The sequence below is a fragment of the Mesorhizobium sp. B2-3-12 genome, assembly GCF_006442205.1.
Classification (GTDB): domain Bacteria; phylum Pseudomonadota; class Alphaproteobacteria; order Rhizobiales; family Rhizobiaceae; genus Mesorhizobium.
Genome location: NZ_VFVR01000005.1, coordinates 318415 through 337078, shown reverse-complemented (window position 1 = coordinate 337078; position 18664 = coordinate 318415). Strand labels below are relative to the sequence as shown.

At 63.5% G+C, this 18664-nt stretch carries 16 protein-coding genes; 7 read left to right on the top strand and 9 right to left on the bottom strand.

The window, feature by feature from the left end:
• Positions 1 to 2: 2 nt before the first annotated feature.
• From FJ948_RS17415 to FJ948_RS17400, 4 genes are all read right to left on the bottom strand, one after another.
• Complete coding sequence (locus tag FJ948_RS17415) at positions 3 to 1559, bottom strand: NADH-quinone oxidoreductase subunit NuoF (RefSeq protein WP_140706446.1); 1557 nt, start codon at positions 1557 to 1559, stop codon at positions 3 to 5.
• Positions 1556 to 2035, bottom strand: a complete 480-nt coding sequence (locus FJ948_RS17410; protein WP_140706444.1) for a formate dehydrogenase subunit gamma — start codon at positions 2033 to 2035, stop codon at positions 1556 to 1558. Before FJ948_RS17410 ends, FJ948_RS17415 begins: the two co-directional genes overlap by 4 nt.
• A 135-nt stretch (positions 2036 to 2170) precedes the next feature.
• The gene (locus FJ948_RS17405; RefSeq protein ID WP_140706442.1) at positions 2171 to 3070 is read right to left on the bottom strand and encodes a LysR family transcriptional regulator; all 900 of its coding nucleotides are present in this window, start codon (positions 3068 to 3070) and stop codon (positions 2171 to 2173) included.
• Between the two features lie 91 nt (positions 3071 to 3161).
• Positions 3162 to 3539 carry a VOC family protein gene (locus FJ948_RS17400; RefSeq protein WP_140706440.1) on the bottom strand — a complete coding sequence of 126 codons (378 nt, stop codon included), beginning with the start codon at positions 3537 to 3539 and terminating at the stop codon, positions 3162 to 3164.
• A 146-nt stretch (positions 3540 to 3685) separates the two neighbouring features.
• Between FJ948_RS17400 and FJ948_RS17395 the strand changes: the two genes are divergently transcribed.
• The gene (locus FJ948_RS17395; RefSeq protein ID WP_140706438.1) at positions 3686 to 4855 is read left to right on the top strand and encodes an Mrp/NBP35 family ATP-binding protein; all 1170 of its coding nucleotides are present in this window, start codon (positions 3686 to 3688) and stop codon (positions 4853 to 4855) included.
• Positions 4856 to 4871: 16 nt separating this feature from the next.
• Here the strand turns inward: FJ948_RS17395 and FJ948_RS17390 are convergent, their stop codons facing one another.
• Complete coding sequence (locus FJ948_RS17390) at positions 4872 to 5321, bottom strand: carbon monoxide dehydrogenase subunit G (protein ID WP_140706437.1); 450 nt, start codon at positions 5319 to 5321, stop codon at positions 4872 to 4874.
• A 151-nt stretch (positions 5322 to 5472) separates the two neighbouring features.
• Here FJ948_RS17390 and FJ948_RS17385 point away from each other — a divergent pair, with 151 nt between their 5' ends.
• The 4 genes from FJ948_RS17385 (at position 5473) to FJ948_RS17370 (ending at position 10182) form a co-directional block, all read left to right on the top strand.
• Positions 5473 to 7278, top strand: a complete 1806-nt coding sequence (locus tag FJ948_RS17385) for an IlvD/Edd family dehydratase (RefSeq protein ID WP_140706435.1) — start codon at positions 5473 to 5475, stop codon at positions 7276 to 7278.
• A 233-nt stretch (positions 7279 to 7511) separates the two neighbouring features.
• Positions 7512 to 8330, top strand: a complete 819-nt coding sequence (locus tag FJ948_RS17380; RefSeq protein ID WP_140706433.1) for a sulfurtransferase/chromate resistance protein — start codon at positions 7512 to 7514, stop codon at positions 8328 to 8330.
• On the top strand, positions 8327 to 9715 hold the full coding sequence (chrA, locus tag FJ948_RS17375; protein WP_140706431.1) for a chromate efflux transporter: 1389 nt from the start codon (positions 8327 to 8329) through the stop codon (positions 9713 to 9715). Before FJ948_RS17380 ends, chrA begins: the two co-directional genes overlap by 4 nt.
• Positions 9716 to 9783: 68 nt before the next feature.
• Positions 9784 to 10182, top strand: coding sequence for a hypothetical protein (locus FJ948_RS17370; RefSeq protein WP_140706429.1), 399 nt, complete (start codon positions 9784 to 9786; stop codon positions 10180 to 10182).
• A 73-nt stretch (positions 10183 to 10255) separates the two neighbouring features.
• On the opposite strand, the gene FJ948_RS17365 is transcribed toward FJ948_RS17370, so the two are convergent.
• Entirely contained in the window at positions 10256 to 11842 is a 1587-nt protein-coding gene (locus tag FJ948_RS17365; protein WP_140706427.1) for a trimethylamine methyltransferase family protein, read from the bottom strand.
• 194 nt (positions 11843 to 12036) lie between these two features.
• Entirely contained in the window at positions 12037 to 13530 is a 1494-nt protein-coding gene (locus FJ948_RS17360) for a PLP-dependent aminotransferase family protein (RefSeq protein WP_006202854.1), read from the bottom strand.
• Positions 13531 to 13852: 322 nt separating this feature from the next.
• Between FJ948_RS17360 and pgi the strand changes: the two genes are divergently transcribed.
• A complete protein-coding gene (pgi, locus tag FJ948_RS17355) occupies positions 13853 to 15496 on the top strand; it encodes a glucose-6-phosphate isomerase (protein WP_140706425.1) in 1644 nt (547 codons plus the stop codon).
• Positions 15497 to 15500: 4 nt separating this feature from the next.
• The gene (locus FJ948_RS17350; protein ID WP_140706423.1) at positions 15501 to 16223 is read left to right on the top strand and encodes an HAD family hydrolase; all 723 of its coding nucleotides are present in this window, start codon (positions 15501 to 15503) and stop codon (positions 16221 to 16223) included.
• Positions 16224 to 16438: 215 nt separating this feature from the next.
• On the opposite strand, the gene FJ948_RS17345 is transcribed toward FJ948_RS17350, so the two are convergent.
• Both FJ948_RS17345 and FJ948_RS17340 read right to left on the bottom strand, forming a co-directional pair.
• The gene (locus tag FJ948_RS17345; protein ID WP_140706421.1) at positions 16439 to 17737 is read right to left on the bottom strand and encodes an SEL1-like repeat protein; all 1299 of its coding nucleotides are present in this window, start codon (positions 17735 to 17737) and stop codon (positions 16439 to 16441) included.
• Positions 17738 to 17952: 215 nt separating this feature from the next.
• On the bottom strand, positions 17953 to 18630 hold the full coding sequence (locus tag FJ948_RS17340; RefSeq protein ID WP_140706609.1) for a methyltransferase: 678 nt from the start codon (positions 18628 to 18630) through the stop codon (positions 17953 to 17955).
• Positions 18631 to 18664 lie beyond the last annotated feature (34 nt).

Here is an 18664-nt window from a genome sequence, read left to right as displayed (position 1 = left end):
TCCTATTCGGCAGCCACGCGCGCTGGCGCGGGCTTGAAATCCTCGGGGAAATGCGTGATCGAACTCATCACCGGGTAGGGCGTGAAGCCGCCCAGGGCGCAGAGCGAACCGAACTTCATCGTGTTGCAGAGGTCGGTGACCAGAGCGAGGTTCTTTTCCGGCTCGATGCCGGCGGCGAGCCTGTCGATGGTCTCCACCCCGCGCGTCGAGCCGATGCGGCAGGGCGTGCACTTGCCGCAGCTTTCGATGGCGCAGAATTCCATGGCGAAGCGTGCCTGTTTCAGCATGTCGGCGGTATCGTCGAAAACCGTGATGCCGGCGTGGCCGATCAGTCCATCGCGCTTGGCGAATTCTTCATAGTCGAACGGCGTGTCGAACAGCGCGCGCGGAAAGTAGGCGCCGAGCGGCCCGCCGACCTGCACCGCCTTGACCGGACGGCCTGTCGCCGTACCGGCGCCGATCTCGTCGACGATCTCGCCCAGCGTCAGGCCGAAAGCGGTTTCGAACAGGCCGCCTTGCTTGACGTTGCCGGCGATCTGGATCGGGATCGTGCCGCGCGAGCGGCCCATGCCGAAATCCTTGTAGAAGGCGGCACCCTTGTCCATGATGATGGGCACGGAAGCGAGCGAGATGACGTTGTTGATCACCGTCGGCTTGCCGAACAGGCCCTGGATCGCGGGCAGCGGCGGCTTGGCGCGCACCACGCCACGCTTGCCCTCCAAGCTGTTCAACAGCGAGGTTTCCTCGCCGCAGACATAGGCGCCGGCGCCGACGCGGATTTCCATGTCGAAGGCATTGGGCGAACCCAGCACGTTGACGCCGAGCACGCCCGCCTTGCGGGCGATCTCGACGGCCTTGTTCATGACCGCCACCGCATGCGGATATTCCGAGCGGATATAGACGAAGCCCTTGGTCGCGCCGGTGGCGATGCCGGCGATGGTCATGCCTTCGATGAGCACGAAGGGGTCGCCCTCCATGATCATGCGGTCGGCGAAGGTGGCGCTGTCGCCCTCATCGGCGTTGCAGACGATGTATTTGCGTTCCGATGTCGTATCGAGCACCGTCTTCCATTTGATGCCGGTCGGGAAGCCGGCGCCGCCACGGCCGCGCAGACCGGACTCCGTCACCTGTTTGACGATGTCGGCGGGCGCCATGGCCACCGCGTTCCGCAGGCCATTCAATCCGCCGAGCGATTTGTAGGCATCGAGCGACAGCGGGTCGTTGATGCCGCAGCGCGCGAAGGTCAGGCGTGTCTGCTTGGCGAGGAACGGGATCTTGTCGGGGGCGCCGAGCCAGCGCTTGTGATGCCCGCCCTTGAGGAAGCCGCTGTCGAACAGGCTTTTCACGTCCGACGGCTTCACCGGCCCGTAGGCGACACGGCCATTGGCTGTCGCCACTTCGACCATCGGTTCGAGGAAATAGGCGCCGCGCGAGCCGTTGCGCACGATCTTGGCTTCGATGCCGCGCTCGGCAAGCTCGTTTGCGATCGCTTTGGCGACCTTTTCCGCGCCCAGCGCCAGCGCTCCGGAATCGCCGGGAATGTAGATGCGGGGGGTCATGCGCGCACCTCGGCGACGATCTCGTCGATCTTTTCGTCATCGAGCCGCCCGATCACCTCGCCGTCCAGCATCGCCGACGGCGAACAGGCGCACAGCCCGAGGCAATAGACCGGCTCGAGCGTCACCGATCCGTCGCGCGTGGTCTCGTGGAAATCGATGCCGAGCAACTGCTTGATCCTGGCGGCGACGGCGTCCGAACCCATCGACTGGCAGGCTTCCGCCTGGCAGAGCTTCAGCACGTGCCGGCCAGCCGGGCGGGCACGGAAATCGTGATAGAAGGTGACGACGCCGTGCACTTCGGCCCTGGAGAGGTTCAGCCCATCGGCGATGACGGGAACTGCCGCCTGCGGCACATGGCCGAACTCCTCCTGGATGCCATGGAGGATCGGGAGCAGCGGACCTTCGAGGTCCTTCAGGTCTTGAACAATCGCCGCCGTGCGCGATGCGATCTCGGTACTTGCAGGCTGCATCGTCATGCAGCGCCCTCCCTGGTCGATAGCGTTCTAGCGCTAAGTCGTTACAAAAACAGAGGAAACCGGTGAAATCAATAGAGCTGATCCGTCGCTTGATAGAAATCTTCTATCGATCGCGCCCAGCCGCCATTATCTAACCTAGCGGTGCGCGCGGAAATCGTCTGCCAGCGCCATCGCCTCGTCCAACAGCGCCTGCACCAGGGGCGTGTGCGGTTCCCGTGGCGCGGCCACCAGACCGACCGTGTGGCTGGCGTCCGGTTCGACGATCGGGATGGCTCGGATCGGTTCGGAAAAACCGAATGTTTCCGCAAGGTTGAGCGGCATGATCGACGACCATTTGCCGGTCCGGATGTGCGAGAACAGCACGATCATCGAATTGGATTCGAGCGTCGGCCGCACCTGCACGCCGGCTTCCGCCAGATGCTGGTCGATGATGCGGCGGTTCTGCATGTCCGGCGTCAACAGGCAGAGCGGCAACTGGCTGATCTCCGCCCATGTCACTTTGTCGCGGTCGGAATAGGGGTTTCCGATGGCAGTGATCAATTGATAGCGCTCGTCATAGAGCGGCACGCTGGTCACCCGTCCGAGCGGCTCGTTGTCGAGATAGGTGATGCCGGCATCGACGTCGAAATTGCCGAGCAGCGACAGCACTTCGATCGAGGTGCGCGACAGGATCGAGAAGGTGACGCCCGGGTGCTTGTCGCGGAATGGCGTCGTCAGCCGCGCCACCATGGCGAGCGCGGTAGGAATGGCGGCAATGCGGATTCGGCCTGAAAGGCCGTGGCGGGCGGCGCGCATCTCCTCGCGCATGGTCCTGGAGTCGCCGACAATGCGGCGTGCCCAGACCAGCACCTGCTTGCCCTCCGGCGTCAGCCCCTGGAATCGTGACCCGCGATTGACCAGCATGACGCCAAGCTGGCCTTCGAGCTGCTTGATGCCGGCCGACAGCGTCGGCTGGGTGACGCCGCACACTTCCGCCGCCCGGCCGAAATGCTCTTCCCTGGCCAGCGCGATGAAGAATTCCAGTTTGTCGATCATTGGCGGAAGCTATCCGGCGCGCCGGCGCCGCGCCAGATGATGTTGTACTCGATCATCCGGATCTCGCGCCGCGCTGCCCGATGGCCGAGATTTACCGGTCCACGAGATTGAGGATATTGCCGTCGGGGTCCTTGAACCATGCGACTTTCATGCCGCCGCCGACATGGAGGTCCCCCTCCATCGTCAAGCCGGGCATCTCGTAATGCTCGAAGGCGACACCCTTCGACCTGAGGGCATTGACGACATCGGCGATTTTGTCGCCGACCATCCAGGTCACCGCAGTCGCCTTGTTGGTCCCGGCGAATTGGGAACGATAGACATTGATGGTGGTGTCGCCGCTTTTATACACGATCAGTTCGCCGCCCTCGTCGTGCACCTGTTCCAGGCCGAGTGTTCCCTCATAGAAAGCCTTGGCCTTCGCCAGGTCCTTCACGGCGAGGTTTGCTGTGGCATTGCTGTTTGCAAGCATGATCGTCTCCTTCCCTGGTTGTCATTCCTTCTGGTCATGGAAATAGGTCACCCAGGCCGCTTGACGACCGCCACCTTGCCTGGCGCTTGGAGCCGCCCGCGTTCTGCACTATGTGAGCTGCAGCCGAAAGCCAGGGAACAGCAACCATGTCCGTCACCAAGGAAATCGTCACCGAGCGTCTGAAGACGGTCAATGGACCTGACTTCACCGGCAACATCGTCGATCTCGGCATGGTCTCGGAGATTTTCATCGCCGATTCCAAAGTGTTCTTCTCGATCACGGTTCCCGCCGCGCGTGCCCAGGAAATGGAACCGCTGCGCGCCGCCGCCGAACGCGTCGTCAAGGCCATTCCCGGTGTCGCCGGCGCCGTGGTGGCGCTGACGGCCGAAAAGAAGGGCGGCGGCATGGAGGCGCCGGTTCCCGCACGTGCGGCACCGAGGCACGTACCTCCGGCGCCGCCGCAGCGCCCCGCGCCACAGGCTCCCGCCTCGAACGGTTCAGCCAAGCGCGGCGTGCCCGGCATCGAGGCGATCATCGCGGTTGCCTCCGGCAAGGGCGGCGTCGGCAAGTCGACCACCGCCGTCAACATCGCCCTCGGCCTTGCCGCCAATGGCTTGCGGGTCGGCGTGCTCGATGCCGACATCTACGGCCCATCGATGCCCAGGCTCCTCAACATCCACGGCCGGCCGCAGACGGTCGACGGCAAGATCCTGAAGCCGATGGAGAATTACGGCCTCAAGGTGATGTCGATGGGCTTCCTCGTCGACGAGGAGACGCCGATGATCTGGCGCGGGCCGATGGTGATGTCGGCGCTGACGCAGATGCTGCGCGAGGTCGAATGGGGGCGGCTCGACGTGCTCGTCGTCGACATGCCGCCCGGCACCGGCGACGCCCAGCTCACCATGGCCCAGCAGGTGCCGCTGGCCGGCGCCGTCATCGTCTCGACGCCACAGGACCTGGCGCTGATCGATGCCCGCAAGGGCCTCAACATGTTCAAGAAAGTCGACGTACCGCTGCTCGGCATCGTCGAGAACATGAGCTATTTCCTCGCCCCCGATACCGGCAAGCGCTACGATATTTTCGGCCATGGCGGCGCGCGCCGGGAGGCCGAACGGCTGGGCGTCACCTTCCTCGGCGAGGTACCGCTCGAAATGGGCATTCGCGAAAGCTCGGACGCCGGCACGCCGGTCGTCGTCTCCAAGCCCGACGGCGCCGAGGCGAAAATCTATCGCGATATCGCTTCCAAGGTGTGGGACAGGGTCAATGAGGAACGCGGCGCGGCGGAAGCGGCGGTGCCGAACATCGTGTTTGAGTGACCCTCAAGGGGAGGGCTCAGCCGCCGACCTTTTCGCCGAATGCCGAAAAGAACTGTCCGGCCAGTTTCTTCGAGGTCGATTCGATCAGCCGGCTGCCGAGTTGCGCGATCTTGCCGCCGACTTCCGCCTTGGCCGCATATTTGAGGACCGTCGCGTCCGGCCCGTCGGCGGTCAGCGTGACGTCGGCCCCGCCCTTGGCGAAGCCGGCAATGCCGCCCTTGCCTTCGCCCTGGATGGTGTAGGCATGCGGCGGCTTGAGGTTCTTCAACGTCACTTCGCCGTTGAAGGTCGCCTTGATCGGCCCGATCTTCAGCACCACCGTCGCCGCCATCTCGGTCGGCGATTTCATTTCCAGGCTCTGGCAGCCCGGAATGGTGTCCTTCAGGACGGCCGGGTCATTCAGCGCTTCCCACACTTTCTGCACGGGTGCGGCGATACGTTCCTCGCCTTCGATCACCAAAGCCATCAAAACCTCCCCGATCGCCGATGTCGGATTGGTCGTAGCGCGCGGCTCGAGAGCTGTCTATCGCACCAAAGTCCGGATTCAGATCACGCGTGCCCCTTGCCTGCATCCGCGCGTTGTCATATCGATTTGTCATACAAATACGGAGACCATGATGGCCGGCGCCCCCACGAAAAAGAAAAAATTCCGCTCGCAGGAGTGGTTCGACAATCCCGACAATCCGGGGATGACGGCACTTTATCTCGAGCGCTATTTGAATTACGGGCTGACGCGCGCCGAGCTGATGTCGGGCAAGCCGCTGATCGGCATCGCCCAGACGGGCTCCGATCTTTCGCCTTGCAACCGGCACCACATCGAGCTCGCCAAGCGCGTGCGCGAAGGCATCGTCTCGATGGGCGGCATTCCCTTCGAGTTCCCCTGCCACCCGATCCAGGAGACCGGCAAGCGCCCGACCGCCGCGCTCGACCGCAACCTCGCCTATCTCAGCCTTGTCGAAGTGCTCTATGGCTATCCGCTGGACGGCGTCGTGCTGACCATCGGCTGCGACAAGACCACGCCTGCCTTGCTGATGGCGGCGGCCACTGTCAACATCCCGGCCATCGCGCTGTCGGTCGGCCCGATGCTCAATGGCTGGCACAAGGGCAAGCGTACCGGCTCGGGCACCATCGTCTGGGAGTCGCGCCAGCGCCTGTCGGCCGGCGAGATCGACTATGACGAGTTCATGGACATCGTTGCCTCCTCGGCGCCGTCCACGGGCTACTGCAACACGATGGGCACCGCCACCACGATGAATTCGCTGGCCGAGGCGCTCGGCATGCAGTTGCCGGGTTCCGCCGCCATTCCGGCGCCGTACCGCGAGCGCGGCCAGATCGCCTACGAGACCGGAAAGCGCATCGTCGACATGGTGCATGAGGATCTCAAGCCGTCCGACATCATGACCCGAGCGGCCTTCGAAAACGCCATCGTCGTCAATTCCGCGATCGGCGGCTCCACCAACGCGCCGATCCATCTCAACGCCATCGCCCGCCATCTCGGCGTGCCGCTCGACAATGACGACTGGCAGAAGGTCGGCCTCAAGGTGCCGCTCATCGTCAACCTGCAGCCGTCGGGTGAATATCTTGGCGAAGACTATCACCATGCCGGTGGTGTGCCTGCCGTGGTGGCCGAGCTGATGAAGGCCGGAATGCTGCCGCATCCCGATGCCCTGACCGTCAACGGGAAGTCGATCGGCGACAACTGCAAGGGGGTCGCCAACGAGAACACCGACGTCATCCGCACCGTGGCCGAGCCGCTGAAGGCCAATGCCGGCTTCATCAACTTCAAGGGCAATCTGTTCGATTCGGCGATCATGAAGATGAGCGGCATCTCGCCAGAATTCCGCGAGCGCTATCTCTCGAACCCGAACGATCCGGAGGCCTTTGAGGGCAACGCCATGGTCTTTGATGGGCCGGAGGATTACCACGCCCGCATCGACGACCCGGCGCAAGGCATCGACGAGCACACCATCCTGTTCATGCGGGGCGCCGGCCCGGTCGGCTATCCCGGCGGCGCCGAGGTCGTCAACATGCAACCGCCGGCCTACCTCATCAAGAAGGGCATCCATGCGCTGGCCTGCATCGGCGACGGCCGCCAGTCCGGCACGTCGGGCTCGCCGTCGATCCTGAATGCCTCGCCGGAAGCCGCGGTCGGCGGCGGACTGGCGTTGCTCAAGTCCGGCGACCGCGTCCGCATCGACCTGAGGAAAGGCACCGCGAACATCCTCGTCAGCGATGACGAGATCACGCGGCGGCGTGCCGAGTTGCAGAAAGATGGCGGCTACCATTATCCCAAGCACCAGACGCCATGGCAGGAAATCCAGCGCGGCATGGTCGACCAGTTCTCGGCCGGCATGGTGCTGAAGCCGGCGGTGAAATACCAGGATGTCGCCCACACCATGGGCGTGCCTCGCGACAATCACTGATTATTCCCCGGAATAGTCATCGATTGTTCCTGGCTGGTCACGGATGATGGATGGACGAGGAGCGGCGGCCTGATCGATCAGGCCGCCATTCTGGCGGCGCAGCCGCGAATGCTCCGTCCTTGACAAGACTGCCCGACCAATCCACCATCATGGCAAGGGGTGCATCGCGACGACCCCGTGAGGCGTCAGCCCAATGTTCGCGTCCAGGCTTCTCTTTTCAGGAGGTGGACGCTATGCCGTCAACAACCGAGATTACCGTACAGCAACTATCCCGTCTGGTCGGTCTGCCGGGCGCGCCTGTGATCGTCGATGTCCGCATCGATGAGGATTTCGACGCCGATCCGCGCCTGCTGCCGGCCTCGCACCGGCGCGACTTCAAGACCGTCTCGGCCTGGGCAAACGACTTTGCCGGCGGCCAGGTGGCCGTGGTCTGCCAGAAGGGGCAAAAGCTCTCGCAAGGCGTGGCCGCCTGGCTGCGGCACCAGGGCGTTGCCGCCGAATCCCTCGAAGGCGGTTTCGAGGCCTGGCGCGATGCCAAGGGCCTCCTGGTCCATGCCGCCAAGATCCCGTCGCGCGATGAAAAGGGCCGCACCGTCTGGGTGACGCGGGCTCGCCCCAAGGTCGATCGCATCGCTTGCCCCTGGCTGATCCGGCGCTTCGTCGATCCGCATGCGGTCTTCCTCTTTGTCGAGGCGGCCGAAGTGCTGGCTGTCGCCGACCGCTTCCAGGCCGTGCCCTTCGACATCGACAATGTGTTCTGGAGCCATCGCGGCGAACGCTGCACCTTCGACACGATGATCGAGGAGTTCGGGCTGGAATCCCAGGCACTCGATCGCCTTGCCACGATCGTGCGCGCGGCCGACACCGCCAGGCTCGATCTCGTTCCCCAAGCCGCCGGATTCCTTGCCGCCTCGCTTGGCCTGTCACGCATGTTCCGCGACGATCTGGAGCAGCTGGACGCCGGCATGCTTCTCTATGACGCGTTCTTCCGCTGGTGCCGCGACGCCACCGAGGAGACGCACAACTGGCCGAGCGGGGCTAAGCCATCATGAGCAGCCTCATTTCGGGGAAAAATGCCGACATCGTCGACGCACCGGCGGTGAGCTTCGGCGAGGCCACGAAACTCTGGGCGAAGATCGGCTTGCTGAGCTTCGGCGGGCCGGCTGGCCAGATCGCGCTCATGCACAAGGAACTGGTCGAGGAGCGGCGCTGGATCGGCGAGCAGCGTTTCCTGCATGCCTTGAACTACTGCATGCTGCTGCCCGGTCCCGAGGCCCAGCAACTCGCCATCTATATCGGCTGGCTGCTGTACAGGACGATCGGCGGCCTTGTCGCCGGTATCCTGTTCGTGGTGCCCGGTGCGCTCGTCATGCTCACCTTGAGCATCCTCTATGCGCTCTACGGCGATGTGCCGCTGGTCGAGTCGCTGTTCTTCGGGGTGAAGGCCGCCGTGCTCGCGGTGGTGGTCGAGGCGGTGATCCGCATCGGCCGCCGCGCCTTGAAGAACCGGGCCATGGTGGCGATCGCGCTTTGCGCCTTTCTCGGCATCTATGTGCTCAGTGTCCCATTCCCGCTCATCGTCCTGGTTGCGGGTCTGGTGGGATGGGTGGGAAGCCGTGTCGCGCCGGCCCTGTTTTCCGGCGCGGCGCACGGCAAGAACGATGCTCCCGACATCACAGGAGCAGTCGACCTGATGTTCGAGCGCGGCGAACTGGCTCACACCAGGCCAACACGATGGCACGCGCCGCGCACCATCGCGATCTGGCTGCCGATCTGGCTCGGGCCGGTCCTGCTTATCTCCGCACTCACCGGGACGAGCAGCGTATGGACGCAGATCGGCGGCTTCTTCAGCCTGATGGCGGTCGTCACCTTCGGTGGCGCCTACGCGGTTCTTGCCTATGTCGCACAGGCCGCCGTCGAGTCCTTCGGCTGGCTGGCGCCCGGCGAGATGGTCGATGGCCTCGGGCTTGCCGAAACCACGCCGGGGCCGCTCATCCTGGTGTTGCAGTTTGTCGGCTTCCTCGCCGCGTTTCGCCACGCCGGCTCGCTGGATTCGTTGCTCGGCGGATCGCTTGGAGCGCTGCTGACCCTGTGGGTGACGTTCACGCCCTGCTTCTTCTGGATATTCCTCGGCGCGCCCTACATCGAGGCGCTGCGCGGCAACAAGGCGCTGTCGGCCGCGCTCGGCGCTATCACCGCCGCCGTCGTCGGCGTCATCCTGAACCTCGCTCTATGGTTTGCCTTGCACGTCATCTTTCACGACGTGCGCAGACTGGGCTTCGGCATGAATGTGCCGGTGCCGTCGTCGATCGACTGGCGCGCCGCGCTGCTGTCCTGTGCCGCCATGATCGCCATCCTCAAGCTGAGGATCGGCATGCTGCCGACACTTGCCGGGTCCGCCGTGGCCGGTGTCCTGCTGCTGGCGGTGGGTGGATAGACGCCGGTCACCGCCTTTGTATTCCGCCGGCCAATCACCTAATTGGTTGTAAACGGATTGGACCATCAATGGCGGGACGACGCTCTTCCCTTGGCTTTCTCGGCATGTTCGGCCGCTCGGGTGATCTGCGGCAGCTCGATGCCGCCTTGCGAGGCGCCGACCTGCACCCGGCCCTGGTCCCGGAGGGCGTAAAACTCACCATCGTCAATCTGATGAAGGACCACTGGCCGGATGAACCGCCGCCGCAGGCCTATCCTCGGGTGGCGACCCTGTTCGGCTACTGCATCGCCGGACCCGAAACCTTCGAGCGTGCGCAAGGTCCCCAACAGCGGCTCGACGCCGAGCGCCGGATCGAGGCGGCTCTCGAAACCGGGGACGGCCTCGATGCCCAGATCGTGCTGATGGCGCTGCACGCCAAGCTGATCAACACCGAGGTCGTCGAGCGCTACGGGCTGGCTGCGGAATAGAGCAACTCCAGGAAAAGTGTGAAGCGGTTTTCCGTTCGGAATTTCGTAAAAAGAGGGCTCTAGAAGCTGACGCTCAGCCGCCCATGTTGGCGCGCGGCAGCTTGATCATCTCGCCAAAGCGGGCGCGCAATTTGTCGTCGAGCAGCTTTGGCACATGGCGCGGAAAGCGCTCGGCGAGGATGCGTTTCTTTTCGATGATCGCGCGCTGCAATATGTCGGGCCGGCCCTTCTCGTTCCATTCCTTCGGCGAAAAACGGTCGCCCACGGCCGGGTAGAAATATTCCGTTTGCATCAGCCGCAGCGTCTGCTCGTTGCCGAGATAGTGCCCCGGGCCGTTCAGGCAGACCTCGGCGATGGTGTCGATCGACAGGGCTTCATCGGTCACCTCTATGCCGCGCACGCAGCGCAGGCAGTGTCCCAACATGTCGTTGTCGATGATCAGGCTTTCCAGGCAGAAGCCGAGCAGCGAGGCGTGCATTCCGGCCGATTCGTAGACGAGGTTGAGCCCGGCAAGGCCGGCCATCACGTCGGTGATGCCCTTTTCATAGCCGGACTGGATGTCGGGCAGTTTCGAATCCGTCATGCCTGCGGCTGAACCGCCCGGCAGGTCGTAATATTGCGCCATCTGCGCGCAGGCCGCTGTAAGTACGGCTTGCTCGGCCGAGCCACCGGACATGGCCCCTGTGCGCAGGTCGGACACGAACGGCCAGGTGCCGAAGATCGCCGGATGCCCCGGCTTGATGGCGTTGACATAGACGAGACCAGCCAGCACTTCGGCCACCGCTTGCACCACCGCGCCGGCGATCGCCGCGGGCGCCGTGGCGCCGGCCTGTCCGGCCGACAAGAGCAGGATCGGAATGCCCCCCTCGACGCAGGCTTCGAGCACGCCGCAGGCGTCCTCGGCGAATTTCATCGGCGGCACGACGAAGCAGTTCGAGTTCGACACGAATGGCCTGGCGCGGAAATTCTCCTCGCCGCCGGCAATCGCATAGAGCATTTCCAGCGCCGGCTGCACGTTCTCGCGCACCGTGAACGAGGTGCCGACATGCTTGGACGTGCCCATAACGCAGGCATAGAGCGTGTTGAAGTCCATTTCGAGCGGATCGGGAATGTCGCGCGGCACCATCGGCCGCTGGAAAAAATGAATGTTGTCGAGCCCTTCGACGATGCGGGCCGCGTCGTAGATGTCCTGCAGCAGCGACTCACGGTATTCGCGCTTCTCGACATCGACCAGATGCACGGCGGCGCCGGCCGTGCCGTAATGCACGCGCTTGCCCTGGATCACCATGTCGTGCCTGGGATCCTGGCCATGCAAGGTGAAATTCCGTGCCGCTCGTCTGATCGTGTCGAGCACCAGCGCGCGCGGGAAACGGATGCGGCCGTCGTCGCCATAGGTGGCGCCGGCCTTGGTCAGCGCCTCGATGCAGGAGGGGATGGCGTTGGCGAAGCCAACGGTCTCCAGCAGCGTCAGCACCGCCTCATGGATGCGCTCCTGATCATTGCCCTTGAGCGGTCCGTAGCTGCCGCCCTCGAGACCGGCGCGCACCGGCTTGATGTCGTCGGCGAGCGGTGCCGCCCGCATCGCGCGGCGCGCTTCGCGTCCGCCGGAGCGGCGTGAACGTTGGTCCGCCGCGTCCTGCTTTTCAAGAACCACTGACATGGAAAACACTCCACCTTTTCGAGAGGCAGAGCGCGGCGGTTGGTCCACCATCGGCCTGCTTCTTCCCCTTTGTGCCACGACTATGCCGCCGGCATTGGCACAGCCTATGAGCCAGCGGTTCTAGTCGAGTATGCCAGGGAAGGCGGAATGGGAGCCGCTTAAGGGCGGCTCCCATCAGAAAATCGGAGAATGGATCAAGCGGCCGCGGGCCGGCGGCCGGCGGCCGTGGCGAGTTCGCGGATACCCGGTTCGATATGCTGCAGCGCGATCGAGGAAATGCCCAACCGCATGAAACGCGAAGGCTTTTCGGTGCGGTCGAAGAAGCGGTCGCCAGGCTCGATGATGACGCTGCGCGAGGCCGCCGCCTCGGCCAAACCGCGGGAATCGGTACCGCGTGGTCCTTCCAGCCAAAGCGACGTGCCGCCGGCCGAATCGGTCGAACGCCATTCGGGCAGGAAAGCCGAAATCGCATGGACCAGACGCTTGCGCCGCTCGTCGAAGGCGCTCGACAGCCGCCGCACCAGCGCTTCGTGATGGCCAAGTGACAGGAAGAGCGCGACCGCGCGCTGGTTGTTGGCCGGCGGATGGCGCAGCATGAAGCGGCGAAGCGCCCGGAGCTCGGCGATTAGTCCAGCGGAAGCCACGATGTAGCCAAGCCGCAGGCCGGGAGCCAGCGTCTTCGACATCGAGCCGACATAGACGACGCGGCCGGAGCGATCGAGGCTCTTCAGCGCCTGCTGCGGCGCCTCGTCGAGAAGCTGGCTGTCATAGCCGTCCTCGATGATGATCTGGTTGTGCCGGTTGGCGCGCGCCAGAAGATCCTGCCGCCGCTCCGCAGACAGCGGCACCATGGTTGGGCAATGATGGCTGGGCGTGACGAATACGAAGCCGGAATCACTGGGAATTGAGGACGTTACGATGCCGGACTGGTCGACCGGCACCGGCTGGATGTCGGCGCCAGCGAGCCGGAAGATCGAGCGTGCGTCTGGGTAGCCCGGATCCTCCATCGCCACTTTCGAGCCCTTGGTCATCAAGAGCGAGGCGAGCATATAGAGCGCGTTCTGGGCGCCCAGCGTGACGATGATTTCGTCGGGATTGGCGAAAATACCGCGCCGGGGCAGCAGCCGAGCCTGGATCTGCTCGATCAGCAGCGGATCGTCGCGGTCGACCATGTCGGAGGCCCAGTTGCGGATCTCCAGCACGGCCAGCGCCATGCGGTTGCACTCGCGCCATTCGGCGGTCGGGAACAGCGCCGGGTCGAACTGGCCGTAGACGAAGGGGTAAGACGACTTGATCCAGTTGTCATGCTTCGCCGGCGGCGGCATGTCGCTCGCGGCGATCTGCCGGCGCGCCTTCCAGTCGATCTCGTTGGCCTGGTCGGGCGCCTTCTGGTGCGGCTTGGCGGGTGTCGCCAGCACGTCGGGATTGACGAAATGACCGCGCCGCTCGCGCGCCACCAGGAATCCCTGGTCGACGAGTTGCTGGAAGGCCAGCACCACCGTTCCGCGCGCCACGCCGAGTTTTTCGGCCAGGATCCGGCAGGAGGGGAGCGGCATCGAAGCGGCGATCTGGCGGTCGAGAATGGCGGCCACGATGGCTTGGCGGATCTGCGCCTGCAGGGTCTGGCCGGATTCGGCCGAAATCCGGAACAGGCCGGACCATATCGCCGTGTCGTTTCTCTGTGGCATGGAAGATGTTCCTCGATGGCCAGCTTTTTTTGCTTGGCTGGACCAGCCGAACGTAACCGTGGCACAAGGGGTTGCGCCAATCAATTTTTCTGATCTTTGGGATTTATGCCAGTGATCCTTCAGCTCGAAAAGTGATCCTTCAAGCTCGAACCAAGGCGCGGCCACCTCGCTGTCCGACACATTGTGTCATCGCATCGTGATGCGCTGCGTCATCGCCGCGTATTGACCGGATGGAATTCGGCTCAATAGTTGTGGCGCGACGACACGCGCCGGAAACATCCGGTCTGATATGGTGCGTCCAAAACGCCAGGAGTCCCCGCCAGTGGATCAGTCAGCCTTCCAGAAACAGCTTGCCGCCCTGCGCGATCATCGCGCCGCGGCCCCTGGCGACATGCGCCAGGCCTTCGCCGCCGATCCGCAGCGGTTCAAGACATTTTCCGTCACCGACGACGACATGCTGCTCGACTGGTCGAAATGCGCCGTCGACGCGGTGACCATGGATCTCCTGGAGAAGCTCGCCGCCGCCGCCGATCTCGAAGGCCGCCGCGCCGCCCTGTTCGCCGGCAAGAAGATCAACATCACCGAGGACCGTGCCGTTCTGCACACGGCGCTGCGCAACCTCAGCGGCAAGGGTGTCACGGTCGACGGCCAGGACGTCAAGGCGGATGTCATTGCCGTGCTCGATGCCATGGGCGCCTTCGCCGATGCCATCCGCTCGGGCAAGGCGACTGGCGCCACCGGCAAGAAGATCACCGACATCGTCAACATCGGCATTGGCGGTTCGGACCTTGGTCCGGCCATGGCGACGCTCGCGCTCGCTCCCTATCATGACGGTCCGCGCGCGCACTACGTCTCCAACATCGACGGCGCCCATATCCACGACACGCTGAAGGGGCTGTCGGCCGAGACCACGCTGTTCATCATCGCGTCCAAGACCTTCACCACGGTCGAGACGATGACCAATGCCCAGACGGCGCGCGACTGGGTACAGAAGGCGCTCGGTGTGGAAGCCGTGGGCAAGCATTTCGCCGCCGTCTCGACCGCGCTCGACCTGGTGGCGAAATTCGGCATCGAGCAGGACCGCGTCTTCGGCTTCTGGGACTGGGTCGGCGGCCGCTATTCGCTGTGGGGCGCGATCGGCCTGCCGGTCATGATCGCCATCGGCCCGCGCGATTTCCGCGCTTTCCTCGACGGCGCGCATGAGATGGACGAACATTTCCGCACCGCGCCGCTGGGCAAGAACCTGCCGGCGCTTCTGGGCCTGGTTGGCTGGTGGCACCGGGTGGTCCGCGGCTATCCGGCCCGCGCCGTCATCCCTTACGACCAGCGCCTGTCCAGGCTGCCGGCCTATCTGCAGCAGCTCGACATGGAATCGAACGGCAAGGGCGTCACCCTCGACGGCACGCCGGTGACGACGCCGACCGGGCCGCTGGTCTGGGGCGAGCCGGGCACCAACGGCCAGCACGCCTTCTTCCAGCTGCTGCACCAGGGCACCGATCTGATCCCGGTCGAGTTCCTTGTCGCCGCTGTCGGCCACGAGCCTGATCTCAAGCACCAGCATGACCTGCTGCTCGCCAACTGCCTGGCGCAGTCGGAAGCCTTGATGAAGGGCCGCACGCTGGAGGAGGCGCGCGCGCAGATGCTGGCCAAGGGCATGAAGCCGGCCGATGTCGACCGCATCGCGCCGCATCGTGTCTTCTCCGGCAATCGCCCGTCGATAACGATCCTCTACCGCAAGCTCGACCCGCGCACCTTCGGCCGGCTGATCGCGCTTTACGAGCACCGCGTCTTCGTCGAGGGCACGCTGTTCAACATCAATTCCTTCGACCAATGGGGCGTCGAACTCGGCAAGGAACTGGCTACCGGCCTGCTGCCTGTCGTGGAAGGCAAGGAAAGTGCCGCCAAGCGGGATGCATCGACCGCTGGCCTGGTGGGATACATCCACCAATTGCGTGGTTCGGAGTAAGCGCTTGGCAGACATCAAGGGAATATTGTTCGACAAGGACGGAACGCTTGTCGACTTCAACGCGACCTGGCTCGGCGTCGCCGACTTCATGGCCATGGACGCGGCAGATGGCGATCGCTGGAAGGCCGACAGGTTGCTGGCGGCCGCCGGCTTCGATTTCGCCAACAGGCGCTTCAAGCCCGACTCCATCTTTGCCTCCGGCACCAATCTCGACGTCGTCGAACTGTGGTTCCCGCGCCTCTCCAACGAGGACCAGATGCTGGCCGTCGCCCGCTTCAACGAGATCACCTCGGTGCAGGGCTCGGCGATGGCGGTGGCGCTGCCCGATATCGTCGACACGCTGGCCCTGCTGCACAAGCGATCCTACCGGCTTGGCGTCGCCACCAACGATTCGACCAGCGGCGCGGAGAAGACCTTGGCCACGCTCGGCGTCGCGCAACTGTTCGACGCCGCCTACGGCTACGACGCGGTGGCGAACCCCAAGCCCGCGCCCGACACCATCCAGGCCTTTTGCGACCTCACCGGCCTGAAGCCAAGCGAGATCGCGATGGTCGGCGACAACAGGCACGATCTCGAAATGGCCCGCGCCGGCGGCTGCGGCCTGGCGGTGGGGGTGCTGTCGGGTACGGGCACCCGTGAATCGCTGGCCGAAATCGCGGATGTGGTGCTGGATTCGGTTGCTGATCTGCCGGATTTTTTGGCTGCGAGGGTCAAGGAGACGGCTTGATTTCGGAGAGGGTGGGAAGGTGGTTTGACGTCAATGGCGGAGATAGGGCCGGATGCAGATGTCTGCTTTCGGGACTCCTGAACTAGGAAGCGGACAAAGCGGTTCCGTCGGTCGGTCCGGCCGACCGCGTCCTCTCGTGTCTATCCCTGAGAAACAACGTCTACGAGGAGGTTATATTCTTCGTGCAGATACTGCCGAATATAAATACCAATTCATCATAAAAGGCGCTTTAGAGCCTCTTTTGCTTTTATATTTCCGGATGTCGCGGCTTGCTTGTAGTACATAATGGCCGTTGATCGATCTATTTTTACGCCAATACCAAACTCAAATATGGTACCAAGCGCGCTTTGGGCGTCTGCGTCGCCATTTTTAGCGCTTTCTTCGAGCAATGTTATTGATTTTTCAGTATTCTTTTCAACGCCCACGCCATTGATATATATCATAGCCAGGTCATATTGCGCCCTGGAATTGTTTTGATCTGACGATTTTTCGAGCCAGTGACGCGCAAGGGCATAATCTTGCCCAACGCCTTTGCCGGTTAAATACGCCACACCGATATTATACTCCCCCTTAGCATCCCCGCTTTGAGCCGCGCTCGAAAACAATTCCGCAGCGCGTCGATAATCTTGCGGCACTCCTTTGCCTGCTGCGTAGAGGGCACCAAGGTTGGCACTGGCCGCGGATAATCCCTGCGCCGCGGCCTTTGCGTACCAAATGGCCGCCTGTGCGGGGTCGGGTGCGACGCCTTTACCGCTGTCATAAAGTCCGCCTAGATTGTTCTCCCCGATAGGGCTGCCTACCGCGGCAGCAGCCCGATACCAGCGCATGGCTGCGGCGAAGTCCTGTGGGACACCCCGGGCATATTCATACAAATAGGCAATTGCCGCCAGCGCCGTGGGATCGTTCTGGGCTGCCGCTTTCTGATACCACATCATTGCTTGCGCATAATCTCGCCCAACGCCTTCGCCGCTTTCATAGGCTGCGCCGAGCTGAAATTGAGCAGGAGCAAGCCCTTGGCCCGCCGCCTGGCGGAGGAGTTCGGCGGCCCGGACCGGGTCCTTTGGTGCTCCTTGGCCGATTTGATACATTGTGGCCAGGCTCAATTCCGATTGAGCAAATCCCTTGGCTGCCGCCTCGGTATACCAGGCAAAGGCGAGCGCGCTGTTTTGAGCCACGCCGATACCGCCCTTATCATAGAGATATCCCAGATTGTGGTCTGCTTGCGCGTCGCCCTTGTCGGCAGCCTGCTCAAAATACCCCTTTGCGCGCTGGGCGTCGGGCTTCACGCCGCAACCCAATACGTATAGAAAGCCGAGATTGTTTAGCGCCGCTGTCTTGCCTAAGGCAGCGTCATTTTCCCATTCCTGTCGCTCTGCATCCCCGAGCGTTCCGCATGTCAATTGCTGAGTGACAACAAGCTCACCTGCGATCGAGCGTGACGAGGAAATCAAAATCGATATTCCGGCGCAGGCCACAGTCAGTATTGTTGCTTTATAACCAGTCCGTTCGATCATTGTGACGATCTACGTGAGATTAAGATTTCTGAAGTCGCGGTAACGGTGCACTGGCCATCCCCATCTAGTAGCTACCGGTCAGGGATTAGCAGGCCGAATGGATCGTGCCCGGAAGTTAACAAAGGGCCCCGTTCAAGGCGATACTTACAACCAATGTGACGCACAAATATCCGTGAACGGACCGGACGACAGCTACCAACATGTTTCAGACGGAGCTACCGCCGTTCCGCTTCAAAAGAAAACACCCCACTCGGCTTGCCCGCAGCCCCCTTCGCCTCACCGAAATCTGGCACCTGATATTCGGCGAGCAACCGCAGTCGCGACAGCGGCAGGTCGCTGCGCCGGGGGTCGCCGACCAGCACTTCGAGGCCTGATGCCAAGCAGCGATCGAGGAACGGGATAACCCGCAGGGCGACTTCGCTGGAGTAGAACACGTCGCCCGCGAGCACGAGGTCGACGGGCGGTGGCGGGCCTGTGGTGATATCCTTTTCTACGACGGTGATCTCGACGCCGTTGGCTGCGGCATTGAGGCGGATCGCGGCAACGCCATTGCGGTCGATCTCGGCGGCGATCACTTCTGCGGCGCCGGCCTTAGCGGCGGCGATGCCGACAATGCCTGAACCCGCCCCGAGGTCCAGCACGCGCCGGCCCGCCACCTTCTTCGGATGGTCGAGGATGTAGCGTGCCAGCACGGTGCCGCCGGCCCACGCATAGGCCCAGTAGGGCGGCTGCGGTTCTGGGGTGTCGTCGACCGCGTCAGCATGGTCTTCAGGGTCGACGAGGCGCCTCAACCCGCTCCCCGGGTGCGCGGTGTAGAGCTGGATTTCGGGAAGCGCCGGCACCGGGACGAGGCGCATGTTGGCCTTGATGAATCCCACAGGGTCTGGACGCATGCGCCGGTCCGGCACATCGTCGTTGCCGAGATAC

Excerpts from the sequence above, each read along its gene's own strand:
- FJ948_RS17415 (WP_140706446.1), bottom strand. The coding sequence starts at position 1,559 with ATGACCCCCCGCATCTACATTCCCGGCGATTCCGGAGCGCTGGCGCTG.
- FJ948_RS17410 (WP_140706444.1), bottom strand. The coding sequence starts at position 2,035 with ATGACGATGCAGCCTGCAAGTACCGAGATCGCATCGCGCACGGCGGCG.
- FJ948_RS17405 (WP_140706442.1), bottom strand. The coding sequence starts at position 3,070 with ATGATCGACAAACTGGAATTCTTCATCGCGCTGGCCAGGGAAGAGCAT.
- FJ948_RS17400 (WP_140706440.1), bottom strand. The coding sequence starts at position 3,539 with ATGCTTGCAAACAGCAATGCCACAGCAAACCTCGCCGTGAAGGACCTG.
- FJ948_RS17395 (WP_140706438.1), top strand. The coding sequence starts at position 3,686 with ATGTCCGTCACCAAGGAAATCGTCACCGAGCGTCTGAAGACGGTCAAT.
- FJ948_RS17390 (WP_140706437.1), bottom strand. The coding sequence starts at position 5,321 with ATGGCTTTGGTGATCGAAGGCGAGGAACGTATCGCCGCACCCGTGCAG.
- FJ948_RS17385 (WP_140706435.1), top strand. The coding sequence starts at position 5,473 with ATGGCCGGCGCCCCCACGAAAAAGAAAAAATTCCGCTCGCAGGAGTGG.
- FJ948_RS17380 (WP_140706433.1), top strand. The coding sequence starts at position 7,512 with ATGCCGTCAACAACCGAGATTACCGTACAGCAACTATCCCGTCTGGTC.
- chrA (WP_140706431.1), top strand. The coding sequence starts at position 8,327 with ATGAGCAGCCTCATTTCGGGGAAAAATGCCGACATCGTCGACGCACCG.
- FJ948_RS17370 (WP_140706429.1), top strand. The coding sequence starts at position 9,784 with ATGGCGGGACGACGCTCTTCCCTTGGCTTTCTCGGCATGTTCGGCCGC.
- FJ948_RS17365 (WP_140706427.1), bottom strand. The coding sequence starts at position 11,842 with ATGTCAGTGGTTCTTGAAAAGCAGGACGCGGCGGACCAACGTTCACGC.
- FJ948_RS17360 (WP_006202854.1), bottom strand. The coding sequence starts at position 13,530 with ATGCCACAGAGAAACGACACGGCGATATGGTCCGGCCTGTTCCGGATT.
- FJ948_RS17345 (WP_140706421.1), bottom strand. The coding sequence starts at position 17,737 with ATGATCGAACGGACTGGTTATAAAGCAACAATACTGACTGTGGCCTGC.
- FJ948_RS17340 (WP_140706609.1), bottom strand. The coding sequence starts at position 18,630 with ATGCGTCCAGACCCTGTGGGATTCATCAAGGCCAACATGCGCCTCGTC.